Annotated in this window: 23 protein-coding genes; 15 read left to right on the top strand and 8 right to left on the bottom strand. The window is 63.0% G+C overall.

All coding sequences use genetic code 11. The annotated features are described in order from the left end of the window. Window positions 1-2: 2 nt before the first annotated feature. The 7 genes from fliF to BM045_RS10125 are packed head-to-tail and all read left to right on the top strand — an operon-like array spanning window position 3 to window position 8,218. Entirely contained in the window at window positions 3-1,640 is a 1,638-nt protein-coding gene (gene fliF / locus BM045_RS10095; protein WP_092182740.1) for a flagellar basal-body MS-ring/collar protein FliF, read from the top strand. 5 nt (window positions 1,641-1,645) lie between these two features. After that, complete coding sequence (gene fliG, locus BM045_RS10100) at window positions 1,646-2,719, top strand: flagellar motor switch protein FliG (RefSeq protein ID WP_092182742.1); 1,074 nt, start codon at window positions 1,646-1,648, stop codon at window positions 2,717-2,719. A gap of 2 nt (window positions 2,720-2,721) precedes the next feature. Continuing rightward, on the top strand, window positions 2,722-3,387 hold the full coding sequence (locus tag BM045_RS10105) for a FliH/SctL family protein (protein ID WP_092182744.1): 666 nt from the start codon (window positions 2,722-2,724) through the stop codon (window positions 3,385-3,387). Window positions 3,388-3,437: 50 nt separating this feature from the next. Further along, window positions 3,438-3,728 carry a flagellar motor switch protein FliN gene (gene fliN, locus BM045_RS10110; RefSeq protein WP_092183219.1) on the top strand — a complete coding sequence of 97 codons (291 nt, stop codon included), beginning with the start codon at window positions 3,438-3,440 and terminating at the stop codon, window positions 3,726-3,728. A gap of 11 nt (window positions 3,729-3,739) precedes the next feature. Next, window positions 3,740-5,107 (top strand): sigma-54-dependent transcriptional regulator FlbD, encoded by a 1,368-nt coding sequence (locus BM045_RS10115; RefSeq protein ID WP_092182746.1) that lies wholly within the window; start codon window positions 3,740-3,742, stop codon window positions 5,105-5,107. A gap of 28 nt (window positions 5,108-5,135) precedes the next feature. Further along, a complete protein-coding gene (gene flhA / locus BM045_RS10120; RefSeq protein ID WP_092182748.1) occupies window positions 5,136-7,280 on the top strand; it encodes a flagellar biosynthesis protein FlhA in 2,145 nt (714 codons plus the stop codon). A gap of 2 nt (window positions 7,281-7,282) precedes the next feature. Further along, entirely contained in the window at window positions 7,283-8,218 is a 936-nt protein-coding gene (locus BM045_RS10125) for an aminoglycoside phosphotransferase family protein (protein ID WP_092182750.1), read from the top strand. 5 nt (window positions 8,219-8,223) lie between these two features. On the opposite strand, the gene BM045_RS10130 is transcribed toward BM045_RS10125, so the two are convergent. The 3 genes from BM045_RS10130 to BM045_RS10140 form a co-directional block, all read right to left on the bottom strand. Continuing rightward, complete coding sequence (locus BM045_RS10130; RefSeq protein ID WP_092183221.1) at window positions 8,224-8,430, bottom strand: DUF2934 domain-containing protein; 207 nt, start codon at window positions 8,428-8,430, stop codon at window positions 8,224-8,226. A gap of 61 nt (window positions 8,431-8,491) precedes the next feature. Next, entirely contained in the window at window positions 8,492-8,689 is a 198-nt protein-coding gene (locus BM045_RS10135) for a DUF2934 domain-containing protein (protein ID WP_092182752.1), read from the bottom strand. Between the two features lie 52 nt (window positions 8,690-8,741). Next, window positions 8,742-9,443 carry a glutathione S-transferase N-terminal domain-containing protein gene (locus BM045_RS10140; RefSeq protein WP_092182754.1) on the bottom strand — a complete coding sequence of 234 codons (702 nt, stop codon included), beginning with the start codon at window positions 9,441-9,443 and terminating at the stop codon, window positions 8,742-8,744. A 137-nt stretch (window positions 9,444-9,580) separates the two neighbouring features. Between BM045_RS10140 and BM045_RS10145 the strand changes: the two genes are divergently transcribed. The 4 genes from BM045_RS10145 to BM045_RS10160 all read left to right on the top strand — a co-directional run bounded on the left by BM045_RS10145 (window position 9,581) and on the right by BM045_RS10160 (window position 13,084). After that, complete coding sequence (locus tag BM045_RS10145) at window positions 9,581-10,675, top strand: zinc-binding metallopeptidase family protein (RefSeq protein WP_092182756.1); 1,095 nt, start codon at window positions 9,581-9,583, stop codon at window positions 10,673-10,675. Between the two features lie 32 nt (window positions 10,676-10,707). Further along, window positions 10,708-11,163, top strand: coding sequence for a GNAT family N-acetyltransferase (locus BM045_RS10150; protein ID WP_092182758.1), 456 nt, complete (start codon window positions 10,708-10,710; stop codon window positions 11,161-11,163). A 304-nt stretch (window positions 11,164-11,467) separates the two neighbouring features. Then, on the top strand, window positions 11,468-12,088 hold the full coding sequence (locus tag BM045_RS10155; protein WP_170848460.1) for a PRC-barrel domain-containing protein: 621 nt from the start codon (window positions 11,468-11,470) through the stop codon (window positions 12,086-12,088). Window positions 12,089-12,157: 69 nt separating this feature from the next. Beyond that, the gene (locus BM045_RS10160) at window positions 12,158-13,084 is read left to right on the top strand and encodes a PRC-barrel domain-containing protein (RefSeq protein ID WP_092182762.1); all 927 of its coding nucleotides are present in this window, start codon (window positions 12,158-12,160) and stop codon (window positions 13,082-13,084) included. 225 nt (window positions 13,085-13,309) lie between these two features. On the opposite strand, the gene BM045_RS10165 is transcribed toward BM045_RS10160, so the two are convergent. Continuing rightward, window positions 13,310-13,732, bottom strand: coding sequence for a VOC family protein (locus BM045_RS10165; RefSeq protein ID WP_092182764.1), 423 nt, complete (start codon window positions 13,730-13,732; stop codon window positions 13,310-13,312). 74 nt (window positions 13,733-13,806) lie between these two features. Here BM045_RS10165 and BM045_RS10170 point away from each other — a divergent pair, with 74 nt between their 5' ends. The 3 genes from BM045_RS10170 to BM045_RS10180 all read left to right on the top strand — a co-directional run bounded on the left by BM045_RS10170 (window position 13,807) and on the right by BM045_RS10180 (window position 17,409). Next, window positions 13,807-14,502: a helix-turn-helix transcriptional regulator gene (locus BM045_RS10170; RefSeq protein ID WP_092182766.1), complete on the top strand. Its 696-nt coding sequence runs from the start codon at window positions 13,807-13,809 to the stop codon at window positions 14,500-14,502. A gap of 112 nt (window positions 14,503-14,614) precedes the next feature. Further along, complete coding sequence (locus BM045_RS10175) at window positions 14,615-16,630, top strand: hybrid sensor histidine kinase/response regulator (protein WP_139198767.1); 2,016 nt, start codon at window positions 14,615-14,617, stop codon at window positions 16,628-16,630. A gap of 56 nt (window positions 16,631-16,686) precedes the next feature. Beyond that, window positions 16,687-17,409: a CPBP family intramembrane glutamic endopeptidase gene (locus BM045_RS10180; RefSeq protein WP_092182768.1), complete on the top strand. Its 723-nt coding sequence runs from the start codon at window positions 16,687-16,689 to the stop codon at window positions 17,407-17,409. 6 nt (window positions 17,410-17,415) lie between these two features. Here BM045_RS10180 and BM045_RS10185 read toward each other — a convergent pair whose 3' ends face one another. From BM045_RS10185 to fliI, 4 genes are all read right to left on the bottom strand, one after another. After that, entirely contained in the window at window positions 17,416-17,820 is a 405-nt protein-coding gene (locus tag BM045_RS10185; protein WP_092182770.1) for a response regulator, read from the bottom strand. Window positions 17,821-17,905: 85 nt separating this feature from the next. Continuing rightward, complete coding sequence (locus BM045_RS10190) at window positions 17,906-18,889, bottom strand: autotransporter outer membrane beta-barrel domain-containing protein (RefSeq protein ID WP_092182772.1); 984 nt, start codon at window positions 18,887-18,889, stop codon at window positions 17,906-17,908. 798 nt (window positions 18,890-19,687) lie between these two features. Next, window positions 19,688-20,101 carry a flagellar export protein FliJ gene (gene fliJ, locus BM045_RS10195; protein ID WP_092182774.1) on the bottom strand — a complete coding sequence of 138 codons (414 nt, stop codon included), beginning with the start codon at window positions 20,099-20,101 and terminating at the stop codon, window positions 19,688-19,690. 52 nt (window positions 20,102-20,153) lie between these two features. After that, on the bottom strand, window positions 20,154-21,482 hold the full coding sequence (gene fliI / locus BM045_RS10200; protein ID WP_092182776.1) for a flagellar protein export ATPase FliI: 1,329 nt from the start codon (window positions 21,480-21,482) through the stop codon (window positions 20,154-20,156). A gap of 424 nt (window positions 21,483-21,906) precedes the next feature. Between fliI and BM045_RS10205 the strand changes: the two genes are divergently transcribed. Beyond that, entirely contained in the window at window positions 21,907-22,614 is a 708-nt protein-coding gene (locus BM045_RS10205; RefSeq protein WP_092182778.1) for a response regulator transcription factor CtrA, read from the top strand. Window positions 22,615-22,764 lie beyond the last annotated feature (150 nt).

Here is a 22,764-nt window from a genome sequence, read left to right on the forward strand (position 1 = left end):
GCGTGGAAAACTTCACACAGCTGATCAACCGCATAGGCCTGCCGCGTCTGGCAGCGATGGCGGTCGTCGCCGTACTGATGCTGGGCTTTTTCGGCTTTCTCATCACCCGCGCCCAGACCCCGAATCTCGCGCCGCTCTATACCGGCCTCAGTCTTGAGGATTCCTCGGCCATCGTCACCGAGCTACAGACGCTCAACATTCCCTATGAGCTGCGCGGCGAAGGCGACACGATTCTCATCCCGCGCGATGACATCACCACCACCCGCATGACGCTGGCCGGCTCGGGCCTGCCGACGCGCGGCCAAGTCGGCTATGAAATCTTCGACCAGCAGTCGACGCTGGGCGCAACGAGCTTTGTGCAGAACATCAACAATGTCCGCGCGCTCGAAGGCGAACTGGCCCGCACCATCGGCTCGCTCAACCGTATCAAATCGGCCCGTGTCCATCTGGTGCTGCCCGAGCGTGAACTGTTCCGCCGCGAAAAGACTGCGCCGTCGGCCTCGATCGTGCTCTCGGTGCGCGGTGAACTGGCCAATGGCGAAATCCGCGCCATCCAGCACATGGTCGCCTCGGCCATCGAGGGCATGACCCCGTCGCGCGTCTCGATCGTCGACGACCAGGGCAACCTGCTCGCCTCCGGCACTGGCGACGATGCCGAAGGTGCCATGGCTGGTGATGCTGCTGAACGCACCCTCGGCTATGAAAACCGCCTGCGCACCCGCGTCGAGGACATGCTGGCCAATGTGGTCGGCCCGGGCCGTGCCCGCGTCGAAGTCTCCGCCGAGATCGACTTCAACCGCTCGACTACAACCGAAGAGCGCTTCGACCCGGAATCCCAGGTCGTCCGCTCCAGCCAGCTGCGCGAGACCGAAAACCTCACCAATGGCGCCAATGGCCAGGTAACCGTGGCCAACGAACTGCCCGGCGCATCGCAGAACACTGGCGGCGCGGGCCCGAGCGAACAGGGTACGTCGTCCGAAGAAGTCACCAATTACGAGATTTCCAAGACCACCCAGACCGCCGTCACCGAAGCCGGTTCGGTCAAGCGTCTATCGGTCGCCGTGGTGGTCGATGGCGTCTATGCCACCGACGCCGCCGGCACGCAGACCTATACGCCGCGCACCGCCGATGAAGTCGCGCAGATCCTGACCCTGGTGCGCTCCGCCGTCGGCTATTCGGAAACCCGCGGCGACAGCGTCGAAGTCGTCAACATGCAGTTTGCCGAGCGGCCCGATCTGGCCGTGCCGGGCACCGATGCGGCCGGTGGCCTGCTCGACTTCACCCGCGACGACCTGATGAACGGCGCCGAAATGGCCGTGACCCTGTTGATCGCCCTGGCGCTGGTGTTCTTCGTGATGCGCCCGCTGCTGAAGAAAGCCCTTTCGCCCGAAACCCAGCCGCTCGCCCTGCCCCCGGCCGCCGAACTCGGTCACCACGGCGTGCTGAGCGCGGATGGCCAGGTCATCGCCGAAGCAGAGCAGGAGATCGAACGGGACAAGACGCCGGCCTGGGTAGCCAATGCCAAGTCGATGGGCGAGACCCAGCTGCAGACGCTCAAGACCGTCGGCAGCCTCGTCGAAGAAAATCCCCGCCAGGCCGCGCTGATCGTGCGCGACTGGCTGGGTAGTGCAGCGGCGTAACCCCGATGGCCCTGGTTTCCCAATCCGCAGCTCCCGAAGCCTCTGGCGCCAAGCAGCTCATCGTCGGCGCTGGCGCAGCCAACCGTGTGCTGACCGGCGACGAAAAGGCTGCCGCCCTGCTGCTGGCGCTTGGCCCCGATTACGGCAAGCCGATCTTTGACGAGCTCGACGAGCTCGAAGTCAAACAGCTCAGCCGGGCCATGGTGCGCCTCGGCCCGATTACCCAGGAAATGCTCGACGACCTGATGGTCGAATTCGTCACCACGATTTCGTCCAATGGCTCGCTGTCGGGCAATACCGATTCAACCGAGCGCTTGCTGCTCAGCTTCCTGCCGCCCGACAAGGTCGATTCCATCATGGAAGAGATCCGCGGTCCGGCCGGTCGCAACATGTGGGAGAAACTATCCAACGTGCAGGCCGACGTGCTGGCCGCCTATCTCAAGAACGAATACCCCCAGACCATTGCCGTGGTTCTGAGCAAGATTGCCACCGAGCACGCCTCGCAGGTGCTGGCCGTTTTGCCCGAGGAACTCGCCATGGATGTGGTGCAGCGCATGCTCGGGCTGGACCCCGTGCAGAAGGAGATTCTCGAAAAGATCGAGTCGACCCTGCGCACCGAATTCATGTCGACCCTCAACCACAGCAAACGCCGCGATAGCCATGAGCAGATGGCCGAGATCTTCAACAGCTTCGATCGTCAGACCGAAGCCCGCTTCATCACCACCCTCGAAGAGCACAACCGCGACGATGCCGAACGCATCAAGTCGCTGATGTTCACCTTCGAGGATCTGGCGAAGCTCGAATCCTCGGCCATCCAGACCCTGCTCACCAAGATGGACAAGAAGGAACTGGCGATGGCGCTCAAAGGCGCCAACGACCAGGTCAAGGAAAGCTTCTTCAACAATATGTCGGGCCGCACGGCAAAGCTGCTGCGCGACGACATGGAAGCCATGGGCCCGGTCCGCCTCAAGGATGTCGACGAGGCCCAGGGCCGCATGGTTTCCACCGCCAAGGATCTCGCCGCCAAGGGTGACATCGTCATCCTCAAGTCCAAATCCGACGATCAGATGGTGGCGTAACCATGGCCGCAACCCACGCCCGCTTTACCTTCGGCCTCGACCTCAGCAAGGGCCCTGCTGCGACGCCTGCCGCCGCACCGGCCATTCCGATGATGCCCGAGGATCTGGTCGCCCAGCTCATCGCCCAGGCGCGCGAAGAAGCCTATGCCGAAGGCATGCAGGCCGGCGAGCGCAATGCGGCCGCCGTTGCCGCCCAGACCCTGGCTGCTGCGGCCGCCACGCTGGCTACCCAGTCGGCCGAAATGGCAGCGGCGCTGGATGATGCCAGCGCCGAGATGCGCCGTGAGGCGGTTGAACTGGCAGCCAGCGTTGGCCGCAAGCTGGCGCTGCACCTTTTGGCGCGTTACCCGACGCTCGAACTCGACGCGCTGATCGGCGAATGCATGCAAAGCCTTTCCGGCGTGCCGCATCTCGTGGTGCGCTGCAATCCCTCCATCGCCGACGCCATCCGCGACATCGCCACTGCCCACATGCAGACCTCGGGCTTTGCCGGGCGTCTAGTGGTGATGGGCGATCCCGACCTGCGCCTCGGCGACGGCCGGCTCGAATGGGTCGATGGCGGGTTGGTGCGCGACATTGGCGCCGTCTCCAAAGACATCGACAGCAAGATTTCGGCCTATCTCACCGCCAAGAGCGGCCAGGCCCAGCAACAGGAGAGCAGCCATTGAGCGCTTCCGATCCCAATGACGTCGCCGGCGATGAAATCTCCTTCGAGGAAATGCTCGCCACCGTGCAGCCGACAGCGCCCGAAGCCCATGTTGAACGCAGCGCCTCCGATCTCGAGGCAGTGTTCGACGTGCCGGTCCGCGTCTCGGTGGTGCTCGGCCGCACCAAGATGCCGGTTTCCGCGCTGCTCAAGCTTGATACCGGCACCGTCATCGAACTCGATCGCCAGGTTGGCGAAGCCGTCGAAATCTTCATCAACGAACGCCTCGTGGCGCGCGGCGAAATCGTCCTCGTCGAGAACAAGCTCGGCGTGACCATGACCGAAATCATCAAACCACAGTAAGGGAGGCCAGGATGCGTCTGCTCATCATCGGAGCCCTCGAGGGCCAACTCAGCGAAGCCACCAAGATGGCGATGAATGGCGGGGCCAAGGTCGCCCACGCGCCATCCGTCGAGATCGCGCTGGCGGCTCTCCGCGCCGGCCGTGGCGCCGACCTGCTGCTGGTCGACGTGGTGATGGATATCGCCCATCTGATCGCCGGCCTTGAAGCCGAGCGCATCGCCATTCCCGTTGTCGCCTGCGGCGTCGAAGCCAATGCCGCAGCCGCCGTCAACGCCATCCGCGCCGGCGCCAAGGAATATATCCCCCTGCCCCCCGACGCCGAGCTGATCGCTGCGGTCATCGCCGCCGTGACCCGCGAAAGCACCGATTTCCTGTTCCGCGACCCGGCCATGGAACGCGTCGTCAAGATGGCCGACCAGATCGCCGGCTCCGACGCTTCCATTCTGATCACCGGCGAAAGCGGCACCGGCAAGGAAGTCATCGCCAAATACGTCCACGCCAAGTCCAAGCGCGCCGCCAAGCCGTTCATTTCGGTGAACTGCGCCGCCATTCCCGAAGCCCTGCTCGAAAGCGAGCTGTTCGGCCACGAAAAGGGTGCCTTTACCGGCGCCATCGCCCGCCGCATCGGCAAGTTCGAGGAAGCCTCGGGTGGCACGCTACTGCTCGACGAAATTTCCGAAATGGACGTGCGCCTGCAGGCCAAGCTGTTGCGCGCCATCCAGGAGCGCCTGATCGACCGCGTCGGCGGCGGCAAGCCGGTGCCGGTGGATATCCGCATCCTCGCCACCTCCAACCGCAATCTCAACGAGGCGGTTCGCGAAGGCAGCTTCCGCGAAGACCTGCTGTTCCGCCTCAATGTGGTAAACCTCAAACTCCCCGCCCTGCGCGATCGCCCCGGCGATATCGCGGCGCTGTCGGAACATTTCGTCGCCAAATATGCCAAGGCCAATGGCCTGCCGCCGCGCGAACTCTCGCTCGACGCCCGCGCGGCCCTGCTGCAGGCGCCCTGGCCGGGCAATGTCCGCGAGCTGGAAAACACTTTGCATCGCGCCGTGCTGCTGTCCTCGGGCGATATCATCGGCCCCGAAGCCATCGTCCTGCCCGACGGCATGGGCCTGACCGAGGCGGCCTCGGCCAACTCGCTGTCGGCCCAGCTGGCGCAGACCGCCCAGACCATGTCGGCGGCCCTCGTTGGCCGCACCGTTGCCGATGTCGAGCGCGACCTGATCCTCGATACGCTGGATCACACCCTGGGCAATCGCACCCATGCCGCGAATATCCTGGGCATTTCCATCCGCACGCTCAGAAACAAGCTGAACCAATATTCCGACGAGGGTACCCATGTGCCCGAGCCGGGCGAACGCCGTTCCGTAGCGTGACCCGATTCTCTAGTCTCCGGACCTCTCAATGACCGACTTGCCCAACGGCCGCGCGCGTCCTGCCTTCAAGGTGCCAACGGCTGCGTCGGTTCTCGACATCATGCGCTCGGGCGATATCGCCCTGGCCATTGGCGTCATGGGCCTTATCGTCATCCTCATCGTGCCTCTGCCGCCGCTGCTGGTGGACGGGCTGCTGGCGATCTCAATCGTCTTTTCGGTGATGATCCTGATGACGGCGCTGTTCATTCAGAAGCCGCTCGAATTCTCGTCCTTCCCGACAGTTCTGCTGATCGCCACCATGCTTCGGCTGGGCCTGAACCTCGCCACCACGCGCCTGATCCTCTCCGAGGGCCATAACGGCACCGCCGCCGCCGGTCACGTCATCGAGGCCTTCGGCAATTTCGTGACGCGCGGCAACTTCGTCATCGGTACGGTGATCTTCATTATCCTCGTGATCGTGAACTTCATCGTCATCACCAAGGGTTCCGGCCGTATCGCCGAAGTGGCCGCCCGCTTCAGCCTCGACGCCATGCCCGGCAAGCAGATGGCTATCGACGCCGATCTATCGGCTGGCCTGATCGACGAAGATACCGCCAAACGCCGCCGGGCCGAACTGGAAGGCGAAAGCGCCTTTTTCGGTAACATGGATGGTGCGTCCAAGTTCGTGCGCGGCGACGCCATTGCCGGCCTGATCATCACCTTCATCAACGTTGCCGCCGGCATGCTGATCGGCATGATGCAGGAAGGCCTGAGCTTTCAGGAAGCCGGCAGCGTCTATACGCTGCTGACCATCGGTGATGGCCTCGTCTCGCAGATCCCGGCGCTGATCGTCTCGACCGCCGCGGGTATTCTGGTCTCCAAGTCCGGCGTCACCGGTTCGGCCGACAAGGCCCTGTCGGCCCAGTTCACCGGCTATCCGCGTGCGCTCGGCATGTCCTCGGCCGTCATGGCCGGTCTGGCCCTGCTGCCCGGCATGCCGATCCTGCCCTTTCTCGCCCTTTCGGGCGGCGTCGGCTACATGGCCTGGCGCGCCGCGCAGGCCAAGGATGAGCGCAAGGCGGACGAAGCCATCCTGCAGGCCACCAAGGCCGCCTCGCAGCCAGGCGCGCCGGGCGCAGCTGCAGCCAATTCGGAAGTGCCGATCAGCGACAGCCTCAAGATCGATGAGCTCAAGCTCGAGCTTGGCTATGGCCTGCTCGCGCTGGTCAAGGAAGACGAGAACGGCTCCGATCGCCTGACCGAACAGATCAAGGCGCTGCGCCGCCAGCTGGCCGTGGAACTCGGCTTCGTCATGCCGCCCGTCCGCATCCTCGACAACATGCAGCTCGAGCCGAACGTCTACAAGGTTCGCATCAAGGAAGTCGAAGCGGGTGCCGGCGAGATCTATGCCAATCAGCTGATGGTCATGGATCCCTACGGCAACCAGATCGACCTGCCGGGCACGCACACCACCGAACCGACCTTCGGCCTGCCCGCCACCTGGATCGAGCCGGCGCTGCGCGACGAGGCCGAATTGCGCGGCCTGTCGATCATCGATCCCTCGACGGTCATTTCCACCCACCTGACCGAAGTGCTCAAGTCCAATGTCTCGGACCTGTTGAGCTATGCCAATGTGCAGTCGCTGCTCTCGGGCCTGCCCAAGGAACAGCAGAAACTGGTAGAAGACATTGTCCCCGGCCTGATTTCGGTTTCCGGCGTGCAGCGCGTGCTGCAGGCGCTGCTGGGCGAACGCATTTCCATTCGCGATCTATCGACCATTCTCGAAGGCATTGCCGAAGTCGCCGGCCCCGGCCGCACCGTGCAGATGATCGCCGAGCATGTGCGCTCACGCCTCGCGCGCCAGATCTGCGCGGCAAACCTCGGCCCCGATGGCAACCTGCCGCTGCTGACCCTGTCCCCCACCTGGGAGCGCGACTTTGCCGAAGCCATGGTCGGCGACGGCGAGCATCGCCATCTCGCGATGGCGCCGAGCAAGCTGCAGCAGTTCATCGCCGGCATCCAGCAAGGCTATGAGCGCGCCGCCCAGCAGGGCGAACTGCCGGTGCTGATCACCTCGCCCTCGATCCGCCCGCATGTCCGCTCGATCATTGAACGCTTCCGCCCGCAGACCGTTGTGATGAGTCAGAACGAAGTCCATCCACGCATCCGCCTCAAGACGGTGGGGAGTATCTGATCATGAGCGAGGGCAGGTTTGCTGTCCCCGAAGCTGTCCGGCGCCGCGCCCAGTCCGAAGGACCGCGTGGCGACCTCTGGCTTGCCGATCTCGACCAGACCCTGACCAGCCTCGAACAGGACTGGGACCTCACCATCGGCGAAGCCATGGACGGCGGCACGACCGCCTATGTCTCCGAAGCCAGCGACTCTACAGGCGACGTCTTGGTCATCAAGGTAGCCACGCCCGACAGCGCCATTGGCCGGCACGAAGCCGACATGTTGCAACGCGCTGGCGGCAAGGGTTATGCCCGGCTGCTGAAACATGACCCCATCCGCAATGCCATGCTGCTGGAAAAGCTCGGGCCGCGCCTCGATACGCTGGAGCTGCCCTATAGCCAGCAGGTCGACATCATGTGCGCCACCCTGCTCGAAGCCTGGATGCCGGTGCCTTTCGAGCACGACTATCCGACCGGCGCTGACAAGGCCAATAGCCTCGCCACCGACATTCTCGCCATGTGGCAGCGGGGCGGCCAGCCGTGCAGCGCCGAGGTGATCGAGACCGCCCTGCGCTATTGCAAGGAACGCGCCGCGCTGTATCGCCCCGAGGCGACTGTGCTGGCGCATGGCGATCCGCATCCCGCCAATACGCTGGTCATCGCCGGCACCGATCCGGTGCGTTTCAAATTCGTCGATCCCGACGGGCTGGCCATCGACCCAGCCTATGACCTTGGCGTGCTGCTGCGCGCCTGGAACGAGGGCCTCGAAGGCAAGAACGCGCATAACATCGCCCGCGCCCGAGTGCGCCTCCTCACCCAATATACCCAGGTGCCAGCCGAGCCGATCTGGCAATGGGCCTATATCGAGCGGGTTTCGACCGGCCTGCTGATGCTGGAAATCGGCAATGCCGAAGGGGGACGCGAATTTCTCCGCGTCTCCGAAGCGCTGCTGGTGCTCTGAGAAGCCTAGCTCTGGCCCCAGGACGTCGGCGACCGGGCGTTGGGATTGGCCTGGCCGTGATCTTCGGCCTCGATCAGGCTGCTGTCATCGCCTTCGGCGGCGAGGCTGCGCTCGGCCTCCAGCCAGAATTCCAGATCCTGGCCCTCGGGCGAACCTGCCTGCTTCCACAGCCAGTGTGCGCGTTCGCGAATGCTGTTCTCGTTGATATCCATGCTCATGCGCTCCAGTGCGGACAAAGGCTAACGCGGCGACACATCAGCTACACGACAGCGATCAATGCGTCGGCAGGCCGGCGGGCGGTGTCGGCTGGGTGATCCCGCTGGCGGCTTCCGAACTGTCGAGATTGGCTTCTTCGCTCAGCTGGCGCTCGGCGCGGTGCCAGAATTCGTCGTCTCGGCCAACCGGTGAGCCGGATTCGACCCAGAGCGCATAGGCGCGGTCGCGGATGTCGTTTTCGTTTGGTGTGTGCATGGCAAATCCTCCTTTTGCCCGACTCCAATGCGGAGCCGGGCCGAGGAGTTGCCTAGCCGCGAGCGGGAATATCCAGCCCACGCTGCACGGCCGGACGGGCGACGCAGCGCTCGAGCCAGGCCGGGACATTGCTGAGGCTGCCATAGTCGAGGATTTCCTCGGCGCCGTAGAACACGGTCAGGGCGCGTACCCAGCCGATCAGGGCGATATCGGCGATCGAATAGTCGTCCATGATATAGTCGCGCCCGCTGAGGCGGGTTTCCAGCACGCCGAGCAGGCGCTTGGACTCGGCGACGAAACGGTCGCGCGGACGCTTGTCCTCGAAATCCTTGCCGGCGAACTTATGGAAGAAGCCGAGCTGGCCGAACATCGGGCCGACCGCGGCCATCTGGAACATCACCCAGGAAATGGTCTCGTAGCGCTTGGCTGGGTCGGCGGAGATGAACTGGCCGGTCTTTTCGGCGAGGTAGATCAGGATGGCGCCCGATTCGAACAGCGCCAGCGGCTTGCCGCCCGGGCCATTGGGATCGATGATCGCCGGGATCTTGCCATTCGGATTGAGCGACAGGAAAGGTGCGTCCCAGGTCTCGTTCTTCATGATGTTGACGGCATGCGGCTCGTAGGCCAGCCCCGTCTCTTCCAGCATGATCGACACCTTGACGCCGTTCGGCGTCGGGAAGGAATAGAGCTGAATCACCTCTGGATTGGCCGCCGGCCAGGTCTTGGTGATGGGAAAGCTCGAGAGGTCAGCCATGGTCGATATGCTCCGTTGAAGTCCCCTATCTAGGCACGCCTCTGCGGTTGCGCCAGCCGTGCCGCGTGACAACTTGCGTAACGCTGGAACCAGTGCCCTTTCCGCCCATTGTTCGATCGCTGGTACCGGGGCCTTTCATGAAACTCTTCGTCTGCGATCATTGCGGCAATACCGTCTATTTCGAAAATGCCTCCTGCGAGCGCTGCGGGCATAAGCTGGGCTACCTGCCGGAAAAAAACGCGCTGGTGTCGCTGGTTGAGAGCAGCGGGCTGTGGTCGACGCCGGCTTTCCCCGACGATGCTTATGTGTTTTGCGAGAATGCCCATCATGGCGCCTGCAACTGGCTGATCCGTGCCGAGCCAGGTGGCGACATCTATTGCGCGGCCTGTCGCCACAACGAGACCATTCCCGACATTACCAACTCGCTCAACCTGACGCGCTGGCAGGTGATCGAACGCGCCAAGAAGCGCCTGTTCTATTCGCTGTTGCGCCTGCGGCTACCGGTCGAAACCCGTAACGAAGACCCGGTACACGGGCTGTCCTTCCGCTTTCTGGCCGACATGCCGGTGGCCGGCCTGCCGGTGATGACCGGGCATGACAGCGGCATTATCACCATCGCTCTGGCCGAAGCCGACGACGCCGAACGCGAGTCGCGCCGCGCCGCCATGGGTGAACCATATCGTACCCTGTTGGGGCATTTCCGTCACGAGATCGGTCACCATTATTGGGACCTGCTGGTCGAGGGCCAGCCGGCCGCGCAGCGCTTCACCCAATTGTTCGGCGATGCCTCGGCCGACTATGGCCGGGCGCTGGAAGTCTATTATGCCAATGGCGCCCCGATGGGCTGGCCGCAGACCCATATCAGCGCCTATGCCACCGCTCACCCCTGGGAGGACTTTGCGGAGACCTTCGCGCATTACCTCCACATCACCGATACGGTGGAAATGGCCGGGGCCTTTGGCGTGCGCGCCCGGCCGCGCAACCAGGACGAGCATATCGTCGTCGATCAGGTCCGCTTCGATCCCTATATGGAGCCCGACTTCGATGTGATCATCGACCATTGGGTGCCGCTGGCCTCGATGCTCAACAACCTCAATCGCGCCATGGGCCACCCCGACGCCTATCCTTTCATCCTGACCCCGCAGGTGATCGAGAAGCTGGCCTTCGTCAATTCGCTGGTGCATGGCGCGCCGGTGCAGGAACAGCTGGCGCGGCTCGACGCGGTGGGATGACAGGTTGGCGTCGACTGGGCTAATGATCGCCCATGCACATCACCACGCTGATCGTTCCGACCTTCTCTACGCTCTGCAACGCCGCCTTCGCGCTGCGCCGCGAAGTCTTCGTCTGGGAACAAAAGGTCCCCGAGGAAGAGGAGAATGACGCCGACGACCTGACGGCCACCCATTTCGTCGCCGTGGCCCAGGGCGAAGTTGTCGGCACGCTGCGGCTGATCGACAAGCCTGAGCACGGCAAGATCGGCCGCGTCGCCGTTCGGGCCAGTTTCCGCGGCCATGGCATTGCCAAGACCATGATCCTCGCTGCCATGGAGCATGCGCGGACCAAGGGCCAGGATCGCTTCTATCTCACCGCGCAATCCGACAAGCTCGGCATGTATGAAAAGCTCGGCTTTGCCGCCTTTGGTCCGGAATTCGAGGACGGCGGCATGCCGCATCGCGCCATGCGGACATATGATCTGGATACGGCGCAATTAACCAATTAGCGGTGGCTTAAGCGTCTTCACCGAGACCGAGTCCACCGTCATCGGCTTTGCGCTATTGTGGGCGATGTCAGGGAGCTTGCGCGTCATAAACTGCGCGCTCTTCGGATCAAAAACCGCCAGGGAGGCGGACAGGGCCGGCCTCGCTTGCGAGAGCCGGCCTTTTCAATGGTGCGGCAAATAGGCTCGGAACGTCTGCGCAAGTCGCAACGTTGTCGAAACATCAAATGGGCCGCACGGTACTCTACCGGCAAGTTTTGCACCGCACGGCCCGTTCACTTTTAACGATGAACGTATGGAGCTTACTATGATCCGCACACTTCTGGCTACGACCGCCCTTGCAGCCCTGCTCACCACTGGCGCCATTGCTCAGGAAGCGGCACCGGCCGCTCCTGCCGCTCCCGCGACCACTGAAGCGCCAGCCGCACCTGCTGCAACCACCACTGAGGCTGCTCCGGTTGAATCCGGTGCTATGGAAGAAACCGATGTCAATGAGCCATGGGACATGGCTGCAGGCTACACCGCCGCTGATACCGACAATCTCGGTTCGCGCCTGATTGGCCAGCCGGTGTTCTCTACCGCCGGCGATGACGCCGAAGAAATCGGCAATATCTCCGACCTGGTCTTCTCGGAAGACGGTCAGATCACCGCCGTGGTGATCGGCGTTGGCGGTTTCCTCGGCATTGGCGAAAAGGCTGTTGCGGTCGATTTCGGCGCGCTGGAATTCACCCTGGCCGCCGACAACACCGAACGTTGGGTCCTGCCCACCACGGCTGAAGCCCTGACTGCGGCACCAGATTTCGTCTGGGCTGAAGACGAGCCCGTCGATGGCGCTGCTGATGGCACCGCTGCTCCTGCCGACGCAATGGCCCCGGCCGCGCCGGCTGATGGTGGCGCCATGGCACCGGCTGCGCCCGCAACCAACTAATCCCTCGCGGATTGTCATAGCGAAGGGCCGGCCCGAGGGCCGGCCCTTTTGCGTCACAAGGAGATTGCCATGCTGCGCCCGATTCTCACTGCCTCTGCCCTGACCCTGCTGTTGGCATCCGCCTCTCTCGCCCAGGCACCGGTTATCGCCCCCGCACCCACCGAGTTGCAGCAAAGCGGCCTGACCCCGCCGACCCTGATGTCGCAGGGCTACGCCACGGGCGGCGAGGATGTGCTGGTCACCCAATTGCTCGGCCAGACCGTGTTCTCCTCCACCGCTGACGATGCAGAAGAGATCGGCACGATCAACGACATGGTGGTGACCTCCGGCCAGGGCATTTCTGCCGTGGTGATCAGCGTCGGAGGCTTTCTAGGCGTTGGCGAAAAGGATGTGGCGGTCGATTTCGCCCAGCTGGTCTGGGCCGCGCGTGACGATGGCTCACGCCGCTGGGTGCTGGAAACCACGGCCGAAACGCTGACAGAAGCGCCGGCCTTCATCTGGGGCGACAGCGAAGAGACCACAGGCGAACCGGCCCTCACCACGCAAGAGGAAGAGGACCAGCTGGTCGACGGCGATCCTAATGCGGCGCCGGTCGATCCTGCCCTCACCACCGACCAGCCCAATCGCACGCCGATCACCACCCCAGTCGATCGCAGCAGCTTTTCGGACTTCGACGAGAGCGAACTGACCGCCGACGACCTGCGCGGCATTGGCGTCTATGGCATCAATGACGAACAGATCGGCACCATCGGCGACATCGTCACCAATGCCGACGGCAGCTTCGATGCGGTCATCGTCGATGTCGGCGGGTTCCTGGGCCTTGGCGCCAAGCCGGTCGCCGTGGGTTTCGATAACCTCAGCTTTTCGTCCGATACCTTTGGCAACCGCTACCTGTTCATCAACGCCAGCCGCGAACAGCTGGAGACCCAGCCGGCATTCGATCCGGCGACTTATGATGCTGATCGGGCGGCACAGCGCATGGTGATTATGCCCTAAAGCCCGCGGCCTCTCCTGCGATTGAAAGACTCCCGCACCTACGGTGTCATCCCGGCCTTGAGCCGGGGCCCATCCTGAGATCGCGCCACCTCCGCAAGGTCGATCGAACGAACCACCTTGCGGCTGCGCAATCATCTCGAGATGGATCCCGGCTCAAGGCCGGGATGACACCGTGGGTGGGAGAGCATTTTAGTTACGCGGTCCCTCAGGGGTGATGACGGGCAATTACCCCCCATAAGCCACCGCGACATCCATCACCCAGGTCACGCCGAATTTGTCCTTGAGCATGCCGTAGAGCGACGACCATGCCGCCGGGCCGATGGGCTGGATCATCGTGCCGCCTTCAGCCAGGCCATTCCAGAAGCGCGTCAGCTCGTCCGCATTATCGCCGCGCACCGAAAGGAACAGTGGGATCGTGCCGGCGTCGTAGTCCGTGCGGCTCGGCACATCATAAGCCATGACGCGGAAGCCCTCCGGCGACTCCACCTGCCCCCACATGATCTGGTCGGCCTCGGCCGGGTCTTGCACTGCATTGGCGTCGCGGTAGCTGAGCAGCATGATCTCCCCGCCGAACACGCTCTGGTAAAATTCCAGCGCCGCCTTGGCGTCACCGCGGAAATTGAGATGGGTCGTAGTTTTGATGGTCATGGCGAAACTCCGTTTGCCTGTTTGATGACCAATTGTATAACCCTACCCAACTGCCAGTTTTCGACAGTTGGATAATGGCCCGCTCCGATCGCCTGTTTCGCCTGCTGCAAGCCATGCGGGTCATGCCCGCGCCGATCACCGCTGCGCGGCTGGCCGAGGAGATGGACGTCTCGCTCCGCTCGCTCTATCGCGACATGGATAGCCTGCGCGCCGCTGGTGCCCGCATCGAGGGCGAACGCGGCTATGGCTATCGGCTGGTGGAAGATTACGCCCTGCCGCCGCAGACCTTCGACCGCACCGAAATCGAGGCTCTGGTGCTCGGCCTCGCCGAAGTGCGCGCCATGGGCGATCCGACGCTGGCCAAGGCCGCCGCCTCGGTTCTGGCCAAGGTCGCCGCCACCCTGCCCGACGATCGCGAACAGCACCTGCTGCATGCCATTTCGCAGGTCTATCGCCCCAACCAGCGCGTCACCCCCGCCAATATCGACGCCATCCGCGAGGCCTGCTGGCAGGAGCGCGCGCTGTTCTTCCACTATGCCGACCAGACCGGCGCATCGACACAGCGCAGGGTGCTGCCGCTGGCGGTGGTCTATACCCAGGGCACGCTGACCCTGCTGGCCTGGTGCTGCCTGCGCGAGGCCTTCCGCATGTTCCGCCTCGAGCGGATCAGCCAGCTCGAAACCACGGGCACCAGCTTCCGCCCGCGCCGCGCCGGCCTGCTGCGCGACTATCTGGCTGAACTCGGCCAAAGACCGGTCACATCATCGTAAAATCGGCAAAATCGGGCTGCCGGCGCTGGTAGTTTTCGCCCCACAATGGCAGTGAAACTACTGGCACAATTGTGCGTTTCCCGATCTGACTTTTCTGGTGGAGCCCGTCCCGTTGCATACCGAATCCAACGTCACGCTAATCCTCACCCAGATGTTCGAGCAGGCGCCCACCTTCATGGCGCTGCTCACCGGCCCGGATCACCGCTACGAACTGACCAATCCGAGCTATCTGCGGCTGATCGGCGGCCGTGAGGTGATCGGCAAGACGGTGGCGGAATCGCTGCCCGATGCGGCCGCCCAGGGCTTTGTGCGCATCCTCGACGAGGTCTATCGCAGCGGCACGCCCTATACAGCCACCAGCGCGCTGTTTGCCATGCAGGTCGAGCCGGGCGGCCCGGTCACCAATCGCTATCTCGATTTCGTCTACCAGCCGCTGCGCGACAAGGCTGGCGCGGTCAACGCCATCTTTGTCGAAGGCGTCGACGTCACCGATCGGACCTTGGCCGAGCGCAAGCGCCGCGACAGCGAAGAGCTCTACAAGGGCCTGTTCGACGCCATCGACGAGGGCTTCTGCATCATCGAATTCCTCGACGGCCCGCATGGCCCGGACAGCGACTATATCCATATCGAGGCCAACGCTGCTTATGCCCGCCATGCCGGCATTCCCAATGTCGTCGGGCAGAAGCTGCGCGAAATGGTGCCCGACGAGGCCGACGCCTGGATCGCGCGCTATGGCGGCGTGCTTCACACCGGAATTCCCATCCGCTTCCAGCAGGAGCTGGTGGCCACCGGTCGTTATCTCGATCTGGCCGCCGTCAAACTAGAAGGCACCGACCGCAAGCTGGTCGCCGTGATCTTCCAGGACATCACCGCGCGCCGCCAGGCCGAGCTCGGCCTGGAAAAGCTCAATGCCACGCTGGAGCAGCAGGTTTCCGAACGCACCGCCGAGCTGATGGCGGTGGAAGAGACCCTGCGCCAGGCGCAGAAGATGGAAGCCGTCGGCCAGCTCACCGGCGGTCTGGCGCATGACTTCAACAATATCCTAGCCGGCATTTCCGGCAGCCTCGAAGTCATGTCGACCCGCCTGGCTCAGGGCCGCGTCGGCGAACTCGACCGCTATCTCAATGGCGCCATGTCGGCCTCGCGCCGCGCCGCCAGCCTGACCCAGCGCCTGCTTGCCTTCTCGCGCCGCCAGACGCTTGATCCCAAGCCGACCAATATCAATGCGCTGGTCAATTCCATGCTGGATTTCATCACCCGCACCGTCGGCCCGTCCATCGAGGTCGAAATGGCGGGCGCTGCCGGCCTCTGGACCACCTTCGTCGATGCCGGCCAGCTCGAAAACGCGCTGCTCAACCTCTGCATCAACGCGCGCGACGCCATGCCCCATGGCGGCAAGCTGACCGTTGAAACCTCCAACCGCTGGATGGATGAGCGCGCCGCCCGCCAGCGCGGGCTGGAGCCGGGCCAGTATATCTCGCTCTGCGTCTCCGATAGCGGCACCGGCATGTCGCCGGAAACCGTGGCGCGGGCTTTCGACCCGTTCTTCACCACCAAGCCGATCGGCCAGGGCACTGGCCTTGGCCTCTCCATGGTCTATGGCTTTGCCGGCCAGTCGGGCGGCGCGGCGCGCATCTACTCGGAAATCGACAAGGGCACGATGATCTGCATCTACCTGCCCCGCCATGCCGGCGAGGCTTTCGACGACGAGCCGATGACCAGCCCGTCGATCCACCCGCCGCGCGCCGAAGGCGGCGACACGGTGCTGGTGGTCGATGACGAAGCGCTGATCCGCATGCTGGCGGTCGAGGAATTGCAGGATCTGGGCTATGACGTGCTGGAGGCGGCCGATGGCCCATCGGCGCTCAAAATCCTCAATTCATCGCGTGAGATCAGCCTGCTGATCACCGATGTTGGCCTGCCCGGCGGCATGAACGGCCGCCAGGTCGCCGACGCGGCGCGGGTCGGCCGGCCGGAGCTGGAGGTGCTGTTCATCACCGGCTATGCCGAAAACGCTGTGCTCAACCACGGCCATCTCGATCAGGGCATGCACGTGATGACCAAGCCGTTCCAGATGGACGCCTTCGCCACCCGCGTCAAAAGCCTGATCGCCAAGACCAAGGGCTGAGATGCCTTGACCTGAACCGCTGGCCGGCCCAGCTTGCGGGTAAACGGGGGCGTTTGATGCAAGGGCCGGATCTTCCCTATTACAACGGCCAGCCGGTGGCGATGACGCCGGCCGGTTGGCTGACCGTGCTGGCATCCACGGCGCTGGCCTTCGCCTTGCTTGTCACCCTGCCGTTTACAACATTCCCGCTCAACCTGCTGCCGGCCATCGGCTATACGGCCCTGCCACTGCTGACGCTTTTTGCCGTCACGCATGGCCTCCCGATTGCCCTGTTCCGCCGTGTTGGACTGCGCGAAATCGCCATGGCATTCGGCTTTGGCATCCTCACCATTGCCGCCTCCTTCGCCGTGGGCGCGCTGCTGCTGCGCTTTATCTCGATGGCGAGCAACCCTGAAGCCGGCCTGCTTGGCAATCTGGGCCTCGTGGGCACGTTGGTGTTTTTGCTCCGCACCATGATCCAGCTGATCGGTGAGGAGGTGATGACCGTGCTGCCCCTGCTGGCGGTGCTGTGGTTTTGCGTGGAGCGCGTCGGCCTGTCGCGCCGCACCGGGCTGGTTATCGCCGTCCTGGTGTCGACCGCCCTGTTCGCTGCCGCGCACCTGCCGACTTATCAGTGGAATTTTGTCCAGTGTTTCGCCGGCATTGGCACGGCCCGGCTGGTGTTGACGGCAGCATTCCTCATCAGCCGCAACCTCTGGGTGTCCGCCGGCGCCCATGTCGTCAATGACTGGACCGAGTTCTTCCTGCCCACCATCCTGTTAGGCCATACCCCGATCTGAGCGGGCCTAATGCGCCAGCGGCAACATGTCGGTCGGAAATTTCGCCACATAATCCATGATAACATGGGGCGTCAGCGGCTTGGCGATGAACTGGGCCTTGAGCGGCAATTGGCCGACGACCGGCCTGGTGACGCCCGAGGTCACAAGAATACGGATATGCGGCCAGACGAAGCTGACGTGATTAGCCAGCTTCACGCCATTGCGCGAACCCGGCATCTGCAAATCGGTGAGCAAGAAGCTCACGCGCTCGCCATTGTCCTGCAGATAACTCAACGCCGCCGCAACGCTGTCGGCCTCCGCCGCCTCGAAGCCGAGATCGTCCAGCATATCGACCATGTCGATGCGGATCAGAGGATCGTCATCGACGACAAGTGCTAAAGGTCTGGTGTCACAGTTGAATGAATTGCCCATGCAGAGTGAACGGGGGAGCGCTGACTCGGTTGCATGGGCCCTGACCGTACTGCGCGGGCAGCACGCTCAGGGCAAGGCGGCAGTCCTAGAAAGGCGACGACAGCTTCACACGTCCGCCCACGGCATGGGCGCCGCGGTCAGTGACATTGAGCTGGGCGCTGCCGTCCAGCAGCCAGTGCTTGTCGCCCGCCAGAGCCAGCCCGGCGCTCAGCGTACCGAAAGCGCTGCCGCTACCGAGACCCGACAGACCGACGGTGCTGCCAAGCCGCGGGGTCAGGCTTAACCCATTCGCCAGGTCGACGCGTCGCTGCAGTTCGGCACCTGTGCTGACCTGGAGCTGTTCACTGGCCTGACCGACGATGCCAAAAGCAAACCCGCCGGCATTGGCCACCACATAGTCGGACACCTGCTCGCGCAGATAGACGGCGCGCAGCTGCGGCGTGATCTGCAGCCCGTCCTCGAACAGCCACTGCCCGCTCAGCGCCACATCCGCCATCCAGCGCGAGGTGGCGAATTGCCCGTCGAAAAACGCCGTGTCCACGATGTTCTGCGAGCCGCCATAGAGGAGGCTGGCATCGAGAAAGACGCTTTCGCCCAGCTCGAGCGACAGATAGGGACCCGCCAGCCAACCCGTACCGTCGAGCAGGCTGCTGGTTCCCGATGGATCGTTGATGCGGTCGATATGCAGCGCCAGGCCGACCAGGAACTGCTCATTGACCAGATAATCGGCGCCCAGCGATAACAACGCAAAACTGCCCCAGCGATTGCCATTGGCCGCCCTGTTGTGCAGCGCCACCGAAGCCTTGATCCAGGCGTTGAAGGCCTTGCTCTGCGCCGGTGAGGCCGCGACCAGCCCCGCCGCCTGAGCTTCCGCTTCGGACTGGATCAGGCTGCTGGCAAAATTGAGCAGCAGGCCATCGCTCTGTGGCGACACGCCGCCCGAGACTGCGCTGGTGGCACCGGCCATGCCACGCCGCTGCACCAGACCCGGCATATCGATCATCGATGCGATGAGGTTCTGCCGCGTGCTAACGAGGCTGTTGACCTGAGCATCGATCTGCGCCGCCACTGCGGCAGGTCATAGCCCAGATTGTAGACAATGGTGGCTTCAGTCGAACCCAGCGGACTGGTCAGCCGGTAGCCGACCGTCGCTGCCCGGAAAACCCGGGATCGGGCGTGAACTTGACATACCAGGCCAGCGGGACCGGACCCGCGGCGGCCACTTCGCCCTGCACCACCGTGGCGCTGCCGGCGTTGGCCGGCCGGTAGTCGCGGCAGGCTCGAATGTCGTCGAAGCCGAGCCCCCGACCCAGAAGTGCTGGGGCGCCGCATAGCGGCTGAGATAATAGACGTAAACATTGGCCCCAACGATATGCAGGGTCCCCTGGCGCGCCGCGTTATACGGCACCGTATTGTCGGTGACGACGAAGGAGACGATCTCGCCGGGATTGAAGTTTGACTGCCGAAGTCGACGCTCTTGTAAGACACGGCCTGCCCAGCCCAATTATCGGCATTGAGCGCTGCGCAACCCGCCGACATGGCATGGGCCGCGCTGGTCATGGCGACCATCAAGAGCGCAACATTCGCGACCTTTCGCGAGAGCTTGCGTGCGTATTCGAACCGCGGCAGGAGATTTTGCCCCGCAGACATGCGACCTATCGGCATTCTCATAGTTAGTCTTCCTAGTCGCCCCTGACGCGGGCGGCGTACCAATCAGTGAATCAGCACAACACCTTGATGCCACACGCTAATCGCCCCAGAAGACTTCCCGATAAGAATCTATTAACCATGACAATGGTTTGCCGGCTCGGCCAAATGGAAAAGGGCCTGCCTGAGCGAGCCCTTCTGAAAATCTGGGTCGAGAACCCTACTGCCGCGAAAAGCGCAGGCGGCCGATCTCGTCATATTCCTGCTGCTCGACCTTGAGCTGCTCGGCGGCTTCGCGCTGGTGCTCGCGCTGGTCGAGCAATTCGACCTTCTTGAGGTCTTCAAGCGCCTCGGCCAGGGCATCCTGGGCGGCTTCGAGCTTGCCCTTCATGTCATTGGCGGAATTGAGCAGGTTGTCGCGGCGCGTCAGCGCGGCCTTGGCAAAGGTCGAATAGGCGAAATGCGCCACATCGGAAATACCGGTCTTGGTCTGCTCGATTTCGATCTGCTGGTCGAGTTCGGACGCCATGCGCTCGAAATCGTTGATCATCATCTCGATCTGCGCGACCTGACGGCGCTTCTCGTCCACCTGGAACTTTTTGAGCCGAATGAGGCTCTCGCTGCGCGATTTCAAGACCTGTACTCCTTACACACCAAGTCAGTTCCGGGATGCAAACACCACCCCATCAGCCTGCCGCGCCCACCTGATCGACGATGGCCCTGAGCATGTCATAGCCCTCGGCAATCGACGTCGTTTCTTCCCGGCTCTGCCCCAAAAAGGCCTCGAGTTCCGGGTTGATGGCAATCGCGCGGTCCACTTTCGGATCTGACCCTTTCCGGTAAGCCCCCAGCCGGATCAGTTCCTCCATGTCCGAATAGATGGACATGAGCTCGCGCGCCTTTTGCAGGACCGGCCGAACATCGGCCGGAACACACCCTGGCATGGTGCGCGAGATGGACCGGAGCACGTTGACGGCGGGGTAACGTCCCCGCTCAGCAATCCCGCGCTCCATCACGATGTGCCCATCAAGAATGCCGCGAACGGCATCCGCAATGGGCTCATTGTGATCATCACCTTCCACTAAAACGGTAAATAGACCGGTAATAGAACCTGTCGTGGGCGTGCCTGGACCGGCTCTTTCGAGCAATCGTGGCAATTCCGTGAAAACCGTCGGTGGATAACCCTTGGCGGTTGGCGGTTCGCCGATGGCCAGACCGATCTCGCGCTGCGCCATGGCAAAGCGGGTAAGACTGTCCATCATGCAGAGCACGCGCTTGCCCTGGTCGCGGAAGAACTCGCTGAGCGCCAGAGACATATAGGCCGCCTGCCGCCGCATCAGCGCCGCCTCGTCGGAGGTTGCCACAACCACCACGGCGCGGCGCAGGCCTTCCTCGCCCAGATATTCCTGGATGAACTCATGCACCTCGCGGCCGCGTTCGCCGATCAGCCCTATCACCGAGACATCGACATCGGTATTGCGCGCCAGCATCGACATCAGCACCGACTTGCCGACGCCAGAGCCGGCAAAGATGCCCATGCGCTGGCCTTCGCAGAGGGTGGTAAAGGTATTGAGGCAGCGCACGCCGAGATTGAGCGGGTCGCCCACCCGCACGCGGTCATGCGCCAGCAGCGGATCCTGCCGCAGCGCAAAGGGCTTCGCGCCCCGGGGCAGCGGCCCCTTGCCATCCATCGGCTCGCCATTGGCGGTGATCACCCGGCCGAGCCAACCTTCGGACGGAAACACCGCCCCATCATGGCGCTGGAACACCGCCTTGCAGCCCATGCGCACGCCGCCGAGCTGGCCGAAGGGCAGGCACAAAGCGTGGCCGCTCTTGAAACCAATTATCTCGGCGGCCAGTTGCTCATTATTGACGGTCTCGATCTGCACCCGTCCGCCGACGCGCAACTCGCGCACCGGTCCGACGATCTCGATAAGGAGCCCCTGCACCGATTTGACTCGGCCGAACACTTCCACATCGTCGATGGCGTCAATAGCGGAGATCAGTGCCTTCATGGTTGTTCAGCATCCGTTCATCGGCAGGGTCGGCTTATGGTTTCCACGATGCTCGATTCGAGGACAACTTCGAATCACACCGTAACCCATTGTTAAGCAAATGGCGCTATTTGAGGGGTTGGCCCGGTCTGTCCGCTGCAATGCGTCGATACCCCGCCAAACCCCTGATACAGCCACAATTGCACGAGTCGAAAGAGTCGCTTAGAGCGCCTACTTAAACCATTTTCTTAAGAAAAATTGATAGAATTAACCCTTAAATTTCAATGACTTAAACTTAATTCATCCTAACGTCATTTGCGTATTGCCGAACCGAATTAAACTTTGTTAACTATTTGGGCTTAGGGTTCAGTCATATCCAGTAGGGTTGGCGTGGGCGGTCCAGATCCCACGGTTCCAGCAGGAACGACATGACAAGGGGAATATAATGCGGGTACTCCTTATTGAGGACGACAGCGCGACAGCGCAGAGCATCGAACTGATGCTGAAGTCCGAAAGCTTCAACGTCTATACCACCGACCTCGGTGAAGAAGGCGTCGATCTCGGCAAGCTGTATGATTACGACATCATCCTGCTCGATCTGAATTTGCCTGACATGAGCGGCTATGAGGTGCTTCGCACCCTGCGCGTCGCCAAGGTGCAGACGCCAATCCTGATCCTCTCCGGCCTGGCCGGCATCGAGGACAAGGTCCGGGGTCTCGGCTTTGGTGCCGACGACTACATGACCAAGCCGTTCCACAAGGACGAGCTCGTGGCCCGCATCCACGCCATCGTCCGCCGTTCCAAGGGCCATGCCCAGTCGGTCATCTCGACCGGCGAGCTGACCGTCAACCTGGACACCAAGACCGTCGAAGTGCAGACCCAGCGGGTGCACCTCACCGGCAAGGAATACCAGATGCTCGAGCTGCTCTCCCTCCGCAAGGGGACCACGCTCACCAAGGAAATGTTCCTCAACCACCTCTATGGCGGCATGGACGAACCCGAACTCAAGATCATCGACGTGTTCATCTGCAAGCTGCGCAAGAAGCTTTCGGTTGCGACCGGCGGCAAGAACTACATCGAAACCGTCTGGGGCCGCGGCTATGTGCTGCGCGAGCCCGATGCCGACGAAGGCTACAACGAGAACGTTGCCTAAGTTCTGACCTCCCTTGTCAAACTTCACCCCGCGTGACGCAAGTCGCGCGGGGTTTTCGTTTGCGCGGGCAAAATCGGTCCATACGCTGTCGAACCGGGCCGGCCCCATTCGTGGTCAGGTCAGAAGCGCAGTCGGGAACCGCGCATTGGG

The organism is Devosia sp. YR412, from assembly GCF_900110945.1.
In the GTDB taxonomy this organism is placed as follows: domain Bacteria; phylum Pseudomonadota; class Alphaproteobacteria; order Rhizobiales; family Devosiaceae; genus Devosia.

Bases quoted from the DNA above. Each gene is read 5' to 3' on its own strand.
- fliG (WP_092182742.1), top strand. From the start codon at position 1,646: ATGGCCCTGGTTTCCCAATCCGCAGCTCCCGAAGCCTCTGGCGCCAAG.
- BM045_RS10105 (WP_092182744.1), top strand. From the start codon at position 2,722: ATGGCCGCAACCCACGCCCGCTTTACCTTCGGCCTCGACCTCAGCAAG.
- fliN (WP_092183219.1), top strand. From the start codon at position 3,438: ATGCTCGCCACCGTGCAGCCGACAGCGCCCGAAGCCCATGTTGAACGC.
- BM045_RS10115 (WP_092182746.1), top strand. From the start codon at position 3,740: ATGCGTCTGCTCATCATCGGAGCCCTCGAGGGCCAACTCAGCGAAGCC.
- flhA (WP_092182748.1), top strand. From the start codon at position 5,136: ATGACCGACTTGCCCAACGGCCGCGCGCGTCCTGCCTTCAAGGTGCCA.
- BM045_RS10125 (WP_092182750.1), top strand. From the start codon at position 7,283: ATGAGCGAGGGCAGGTTTGCTGTCCCCGAAGCTGTCCGGCGCCGCGCC.
- BM045_RS10130 (WP_092183221.1), bottom strand. From the start codon at position 8,430: ATGGATATCAACGAGAACAGCATTCGCGAACGCGCACACTGGCTGTGG.
- BM045_RS10135 (WP_092182752.1), bottom strand. From the start codon at position 8,689: ATGCACACACCAAACGAAAACGACATCCGCGACCGCGCCTATGCGCTC.
- BM045_RS10140 (WP_092182754.1), bottom strand. From the start codon at position 9,443: ATGGCTGACCTCTCGAGCTTTCCCATCACCAAGACCTGGCCGGCGGCC.
- BM045_RS10145 (WP_092182756.1), top strand. From the start codon at position 9,581: ATGAAACTCTTCGTCTGCGATCATTGCGGCAATACCGTCTATTTCGAA.
- BM045_RS10150 (WP_092182758.1), top strand. From the start codon at position 10,708: ATGCACATCACCACGCTGATCGTTCCGACCTTCTCTACGCTCTGCAAC.
- BM045_RS10155 (WP_170848460.1), top strand. From the start codon at position 11,468: ATGATCCGCACACTTCTGGCTACGACCGCCCTTGCAGCCCTGCTCACC.
- BM045_RS10160 (WP_092182762.1), top strand. From the start codon at position 12,158: ATGCTGCGCCCGATTCTCACTGCCTCTGCCCTGACCCTGCTGTTGGCA.
- BM045_RS10165 (WP_092182764.1), bottom strand. From the start codon at position 13,732: ATGACCATCAAAACTACGACCCATCTCAATTTCCGCGGTGACGCCAAG.
- BM045_RS10170 (WP_092182766.1), top strand. From the start codon at position 13,807: ATGGCCCGCTCCGATCGCCTGTTTCGCCTGCTGCAAGCCATGCGGGTC.
- BM045_RS10180 (WP_092182768.1), top strand. From the start codon at position 16,687: ATGCAAGGGCCGGATCTTCCCTATTACAACGGCCAGCCGGTGGCGATG.
- BM045_RS10185 (WP_092182770.1), bottom strand. From the start codon at position 17,820: ATGGGCAATTCATTCAACTGTGACACCAGACCTTTAGCACTTGTCGTC.
- fliI (WP_092182776.1), bottom strand. From the start codon at position 21,482: ATGAAGGCACTGATCTCCGCTATTGACGCCATCGACGATGTGGAAGTG.
- BM045_RS10205 (WP_092182778.1), top strand. From the start codon at position 21,907: ATGCGGGTACTCCTTATTGAGGACGACAGCGCGACAGCGCAGAGCATC.